The sequence below is a fragment of the Streptomyces sp. NPDC018000 genome (genome assembly GCF_044328025.1).
Taxonomy (GTDB): domain Bacteria; phylum Actinomycetota; class Actinomycetes; order Streptomycetales; family Streptomycetaceae; genus Streptomyces.
The window spans coordinates 1-6,147 of record NZ_JBIRGM010000050.1; the positions used below are offsets into that span (position 1 = coordinate 1).

Consider the following 6,147-nt stretch of genomic DNA (forward strand, 5'->3'; position numbering starts at 1 on the left):
GCCGACGGGAGGGGGCGCGGTCCTTCCATGCGTAGTAGCCCTGCCGTGACACACCCAGCAGCCGGGCCATGAGGGAGACGTCGTGGTGTGCTGTGATCTCGACTTCCAGCGCGGCCTTGTTCCGGGCCAGTTCCTTCTCCAGCCGTTCCACCTGGCGGCGCAGTTTCTCGTTCTCCGCCTCGGTGGCCGACTTCTTCGGCCTCGCCGGGCTGGTGCGCTTGTCGACCAGCTTCTCCAGCGCCCCGGCATCCCGCGCCGCCCGCCACTCCTTGACGTGCGAGTGGTACAGGCGCTCGCGGCGCAGGACCGCACCCTTCTCGCCCTCGGGCGCGGCGTCGTACTCGGCCACGATCCGCAGCTTGTACTCGGGACTGAAGGAACGGCGCTTCGGCCGGGGAGCCGGATCGGACTCGGCGAGGTTGGTGCCGGTCATCAGGGGGTGGTTCTCCTGTCGTGCCCTCTCAGGCTAACCCGACGAAGCGGGACGTCTCACCCAAGGCTGACAGAGAGGGTAGCGGGCGTGGCAGGCCATCTGCTCGTACACGGATGAACCCTGGTCCGCAGTGAGGCGTGACGACGGGTACGGGACAGTGTCCCAGCCGTGTTTTCGGCGCATCCCGAGCTTCCACGCGGAAAGCGGATCAACCTGGCTTGACGATCCGCGCCCTTATAGCTTCACCCGCAGCTTCCCAAGCAGCTCGGCCCGCTGCGATCTTGCCGCTGGTTGGGTCGACGAGATTGCCGACAAAGAGACTGTCCTCGGGGGTCAGCCCGCTTGTTTTCAGTTCGCCGCCTACGGTCCGGGGGCGCTTGAAGTCGATGGCAGTCAGTGCCTCCACGGCATGAGTGATCGGCAGTTTGTGGTCGTGGCGTGCCATGTAGATCGCGTACGCGATGGCGTACAGGACACCGGCGCTGGCCAGATAGGTGTCACTGCGAAGCTGAGCCGCGGAGCGCGAAGCGTTGATGACCTCCGCGTAGGGCCGGAGATTCGCCAGGCCGGCCCACAAGGCGATCAGATCCTCGCGAGCGCTGTGAAGGTCCTCCTCGACGTAGGAGTTCACCCACTTGTCCCAACTAGCGGACGAGCGCTGGCTGACGCCGATAAGCGCTGTGCCACTGGTGTACCTGACGGTCTTGAACGAGAACAGTTTGGCGCTGAGCTTGCCCGGCGAGTCCTTGAGGAACTCGACCCGGCTGGCGCTCCCATCGTCCCCGAAGATCTTCAGCCGCGGCTCCTGCACCAGGGAGATCAACAAACGGTTCACCGGCTGTCGCCGGTCCATGCTCAGCCCGATACTTGCGGGTGGCAGCTTCGCGTTGCGTTGCAGGTCGGTGAAGTCCTGAGCGCGATTCAACGGGTTGTCATCAATGACCACGACGACCGGCTGCCCAGAAGCGTGGAGCCTCTCGCGCACCGGGTCGCCGTCCTCGATGTGCGCACGCATAACATCGGAGTAGGCGCCAATACGGTGCTGTCCGTCGCCGACATCAAAGTTGGCCCCGTAGTCCAGGTAGAGGATCCCTGGAGCGCGCTCCTCATCCTCGTTCCAGTCCCTATCCGGTACGAACCTGGCCTCGCTCTGTTTGGCGTACAGGACGACGGCGCTGAGGACGAAGTGCTCTACGGTCTCCAGGTAATCGGCGATGCCTTTTCGGTGCTGCTTGTTCTGGGGTCGGTTGCCGTGCGGCTGCGAGCCGACAGGGTTCCATTGGTCGGGCTCGGCCACAGTCTTGACCAGGGCAATCGGATTCATCGCGGTCACGACCATCTGCCGACCGCCCTGCTTGTAGCCGATCCCGGCGAGCTGGAGTTTCATGATCGCTCCGTCAGATTGATCGCTGCGGAATCATTTGCTACGTCCAAAATAGACCTGATTACGTTATATTTGCACCACTATCGGCGCATTTTATCTTGATCCAAGTATGGAATCTGACGGAGTGAATGCAAGGCGTCAGAGGAATTGGACGGTGTGTAACTGAATGCCAGCTCGGTAGAAGGTGGGGGTCGCAGTAGCTGGCTCGGCGAACGAATCAGCAGGTTTGTTCACCGAGTGCTTTCGACGGTGATCGTCTTGCTCGGGCAACCGGCCGCGGCTGGAGCTCGAAGTCGTCGACCAGCGGGAAGCCCTACTAAACAGGGGCCGCGTCAGGACCTCCACCACCAGGTCGTCGACCTGCACGACAGAATTGGAGTCACTCCCAAGACGACGCGCTGATCTGCACGTTGGCCCTTCCGAGCTGCCACCGGCTGGGTGCTACCTGGTGGAAGGCGGGGAAGCGGTGCAGCAGCCGCCCCAGCCCGTCCATCTGCCGGCGGTGCGGCTCCTGCACCGAAATCGGGAGCGCGGCAAGGATGTCGGTACGAGTCATCGGCTCAGGCGCGCGGGCGAGCAGGCGGGCCACCTGCGACAGCACGTCGTCCCCGGCAGCGCCGCGCTGCGCCTGATTCCAGTCGCGCCCGTGCACCTCGTGCTGGACGAACGGCTCGCCCAAGATCTTGAAGGCCTCCGTGCCGAACCGGGCGAGCTTCGCACGGGTGTCGCTGGAGAACCGGGCACGGTTGCGGTACGCGTAGGCGCTGGCGGCGGCAACTGCCGCTGTGGCGGCCACAGGGTGGGCTCGTGCCAGCCACACGGTTCCGGCCAGGCCGTATCCGGCTCCCACGATCGTGGTGGTGCTGCCACGCATGCCTGCCTCCGCCTTGCCGATCCTCCCCAGCACGCCCCGAACCGCTTCCCAGTTCGGGACGGCGACGCCCTGGCGGATCAGGTCACGGTCGGCGGCCAGGAGGACGACGGGGGCGAGTACGCCGGCGAGCTGGAGGATGCCGACGTCGCTCAGGTCCTCGTGCGCGAGCTTGTCGGCAGCCGCCGTCATGGGCAGTCCGTCCACACAGACGACGCGCAGCAACGGCACGTACTGCTGCCACCACAGCCTCTCCGCCCGGGCGAGATCGAAGGTGCCGCCCTCGCGCTTGCGGTCGGCCAGCATGCGGGGAACCTCGGCCCACACGTAGTGCGGGATGAACCCGCGCAGCGTCCCGTGCCGCATTCCGGCGAGGATCGAGGACGGCTGGCCCCGCTTCAGCGCCGCGGTGACGTCTTGGGTGAGCACTGAGGTGTCGAAGACTCCGAGCCGGAAGCCGCCGGTCAAGGGGCTGGGGTGGGTACTGCTGTACATGACAGGAGCGTAGGCCCCCAACAGGTCCTTGCCGAACCAGCCGGGCGACTCCGTGGCCATCCTCACGGCCGCGGACTGGGGCTGGGCACCGAGCGGCCCGGCGCTGGAGTCCCAGCGGATGGACCTGCTGCGCCGCCTGCGGGGCTGGGAGCCGCGGTTCCGGCTGCTGTTCCCCCACCCGACTACCGAGACAGCGGAGAAGCTCAAGGAGGGCCTGGAGCACCTGGAGCGCTGGCTGGTCCGCGAGGGCTGGTCCGTCCCGCAGCACATACCGGAGGCCGTGAAGCTCCTGCAGGCGTCCGTCCAACAGCTGCGGAGCCTGACCGATCTGCTGCCAGCGGACCCGTGGCCGGTGCGCCTGACCGTCGACGCCAACGCACTGATCGACAACCCCGATCTCGCCGCCTACACCGGGCAGATCGATCCGCGCTACATGGCGCACCTGCTGCCGGTCGTGCTGCGCGAGCTCGACGACAAAAAGCGCTCCGGCCGCACCGATTTTCTGCGCGAGGCGGCCCAAAAGGCCGACCGACGGCTGAAGGGGCTGCGCAACAACGGCGACGTCACCCTCGGGGTCCGGGTCGCCGGCGACGTCCACGCCGTCTTCGAGTACATCGAGCCCAAGTCCGACGCGCTGCCCGACTGGCTCGACCTGGATGTCCCGGACGACCGGTTCATCGCCTCGACCCTGCTCCTGCAGTCCCAACACCCCGGCTCCGCGTGGTACGTCGCCACCCGCGACATCAACCTCCAGACGAAACTGCACGCCGTCGCACTGCCGTTCATCGAGCCCTGACCCACCTCACCACCGACACCCCCGCACAGCGATCTATCGGGCTGGCTGCGAGGCTCACAGCCCGTCTCCGCAGTTAGACAGGGTGGGCTGCGAGAGTGTGAGCCTGTGAAACCTTCGAGCTGCCGCACGGCAACCTCGCGGCTACGACCCAAAGCTCACTCGGCCCGCACTGCTGCCTGGCTTGTCCGGCACCACCACCTCCGCGCGATGCTCCTCATACGGGAAGTAGTCGTACGTCTCGGCTGCTGCTGGGTGTTCCTCCTCAGTCCTGCGGCGGCGTCGCGCCGGGCAGCTGCCCGGCGAAGTCCCACCACTGCTGGATGGTCCACACGGCGACGCTGGAGCGGTCGGTGGACATCCGCAGCCAAACCTCATCACCGCCGGGCATGAGGCCCACCTCCAGGTGCGGCTGCTCCCACGTCCCCACGGAGCACATCCACTCGATGCCGTCGGGCCAGGCCCGCATCGCCACCGTGCGCACAGCGCTGCGGCGAGGGGTCCCGCCCGCCGGCCCGGAGGACGATGGAGTCATGGGCGAACACAACGAGGACCAGGAGCACAGCGCCGAACCGGCGCGGCCACAGCTCACCGCGGCCCGCGCCCGGGAGCTGACGGCCGGGCTGCGCCAGGCGATGGACGACGTCCGGTGCTCCGTGGCGGTGCTCGCCGCCCGGGTCCGCGACGCCCACACCGCCCGCGTCTGGCTCCCCCTCGGGCACGGCAGCTGGGAGTCGTACTGCGACGCGGAGTTCGGTATCAGCCGCGCTCAGGCGTACCGGCTCCTGGACGTCGCCCGCTCTCTCGCCGCGATCCGCGAGACAGCGACCCGGCCGCCGCGGCCGCGCTCGATTACGGCCTGTCCCTGCGCGCCCTGATCGCCGTCTCCAGCCGCGCGGAGGACGTCGCGGAGCTCTCCTGTAGAGCGCCGATCCCGGCTGCTCCTGTAAGGCACACAGCCCGTTTCTCCAGGTGGCGCGGTGCGTGTGAGGGTATGAGGTGCGAGCCGAGGGCCCGCGGGCCATGAGATCCCGCTGCTCCTGGTCGTGCTGCTCGCCGTGGTGTGCAGCAGGTTGCTACCCGGTGGGCAGCAGCGGGCGTCGCCGGGGCGCTGCTCGTGGTCCTGGTGGTCCTCGGGTCGCAGCAGGGCGGTGTTGTGGGTGCAGCGCAGCATTTGCATGGGCCGTGCGGCACACGGGCGCTGCACGGGTAGCAGTCCGGCCCCGGCCGGTGCAGCACGGCCAGCTGCTGCATGCTCTCGGACCCTGCTGCAACAAGCCCGCGCCCGCTGCTCCAGAGGCAGGCAGCAGGACTGCGGGCCCGTCCCGGCGGCTGCATAACGTCGCAGATCTGCAATGTTTGGCAGGAGATCCATGCACGACTGCTGCATACAGCGCCCACGCTTTGAGGGGCCGCCGGTTGTTCTGCTCCTCCAGAACAAGCCGGTTTAGCTACGTAGGTGAGATCGGAGAACGTTTGTAGCCGAGCGCGAGAAGCACTTGCTCACCCTGAGAGCCTGGAATGTTCGCGAGATCTGAGAGCACTCCTCGGCGTGTCGGGCTAGCCTCGCGAAGAGTAGGGCGGGTAGCAGGACGGGAGGGCTTGGTGGGGACGATCCTCAAGGGCATGAGCCGCGTGCGGTGGCACGAGCTGACGCATGCCTACGGATCCGCGCAGGACGTTCCGGGCCAGCTGTCGAGGGTGGCGTGGGGCGATGCCAGGACGAGCACCGAAGCCCTGAGTGATCTCGGCTTGTGGCTCGGTGAGCTGGCGGTCTTCGATGCGACCGTTGCGGCGGTCCCGTTCCTGTGGGATCTCGCCGTGACCGACAGCGTCATCAGCCGGCCCGGAGTGATTGAACTGCTACAGGCGATCCTCGAACACGACAATCCTCCGCAGCTCGAGGTGCAGCACGCGGCTCACCAAGGTGTGCTCAGCGCCAGGGGCACGGTGGGAGTACTGGCCAGTGACGAGGATCCCGCGGTACAGGAAGCGGCTCGCGATCTGGCGGCAGCGATCGACAGCCACGCCTGCGAGGCCTGCCGTCCGTCCTGACGGCCGTCGACAACCGTGCGGGGGGGGTGCCCCTATGGGTTTCGTCAAGAGAATCGGGCTGCGTTTCGGTGAGTGGCAGGGCAGCATGGCGTGATGCCTGACCTGCTGTGGGATGA

Annotated in this window: 6 protein-coding genes and 1 pseudogene; 3 read left to right on the forward strand and 4 right to left on the reverse strand. The window is 67.2% G+C overall.

Features of this window, described 5'->3' with window-relative positions:
• The 3 genes and pseudogenes from ACH4EW_RS32245 to ACH4EW_RS32255 form a co-directional block, all read right to left on the reverse strand.
• Positions 1-433 (reverse strand): annotated as a pseudogene (locus ACH4EW_RS32245) (hypothetical protein); the annotation flags it as partial.
• 208 nt (positions 434-641) lie between these two features.
• Positions 642-1,820: a DNA sulfur modification protein DndB gene (locus ACH4EW_RS32250; RefSeq protein WP_398263087.1), complete on the reverse strand. Its 1,179-nt coding sequence runs from the start codon at positions 1,818-1,820 to the stop codon at positions 642-644.
• A gap of 376 nt (positions 1,821-2,196) precedes the next feature.
• Complete coding sequence (locus ACH4EW_RS32255; RefSeq protein ID WP_398263089.1) at positions 2,197-3,183, reverse strand: PIN domain-containing protein; 987 nt, start codon at positions 3,181-3,183, stop codon at positions 2,197-2,199.
• A 28-nt stretch (positions 3,184-3,211) separates the two neighbouring features.
• Here ACH4EW_RS32255 and ACH4EW_RS32260 point away from each other — a divergent pair, with 28 nt between their 5' ends.
• Positions 3,212-3,979 carry a PIN domain-containing protein gene (locus ACH4EW_RS32260; protein ID WP_398263091.1) on the forward strand — a complete coding sequence of 256 codons (768 nt, stop codon included), beginning with the start codon at positions 3,212-3,214 and terminating at the stop codon, positions 3,977-3,979.
• Between the two features lie 262 nt (positions 3,980-4,241).
• Here the strand turns inward: ACH4EW_RS32260 and ACH4EW_RS32265 are convergent, their stop codons facing one another.
• Positions 4,242-4,511, reverse strand: coding sequence for a hypothetical protein (locus ACH4EW_RS32265; RefSeq protein WP_398263093.1), 270 nt, complete (start codon positions 4,509-4,511; stop codon positions 4,242-4,244).
• On the opposite strand from ACH4EW_RS32265, the gene ACH4EW_RS32270 reads away from it, so the two are divergent.
• Together ACH4EW_RS32270 and ACH4EW_RS32275 are read left to right on the forward strand one after the other, a co-directional pair.
• Positions 4,510-4,854, forward strand: coding sequence for a hypothetical protein (locus tag ACH4EW_RS32270; protein ID WP_398263095.1), 345 nt, complete (start codon positions 4,510-4,512; stop codon positions 4,852-4,854). The genes ACH4EW_RS32265 and ACH4EW_RS32270 overlap by 2 nt on opposite strands.
• A gap of 748 nt (positions 4,855-5,602) precedes the next feature.
• Complete coding sequence (locus tag ACH4EW_RS32275) at positions 5,603-6,031, forward strand: hypothetical protein (protein WP_398263097.1); 429 nt, start codon at positions 5,603-5,605, stop codon at positions 6,029-6,031.
• Positions 6,032-6,147: the final 116 nt, after the last annotated feature.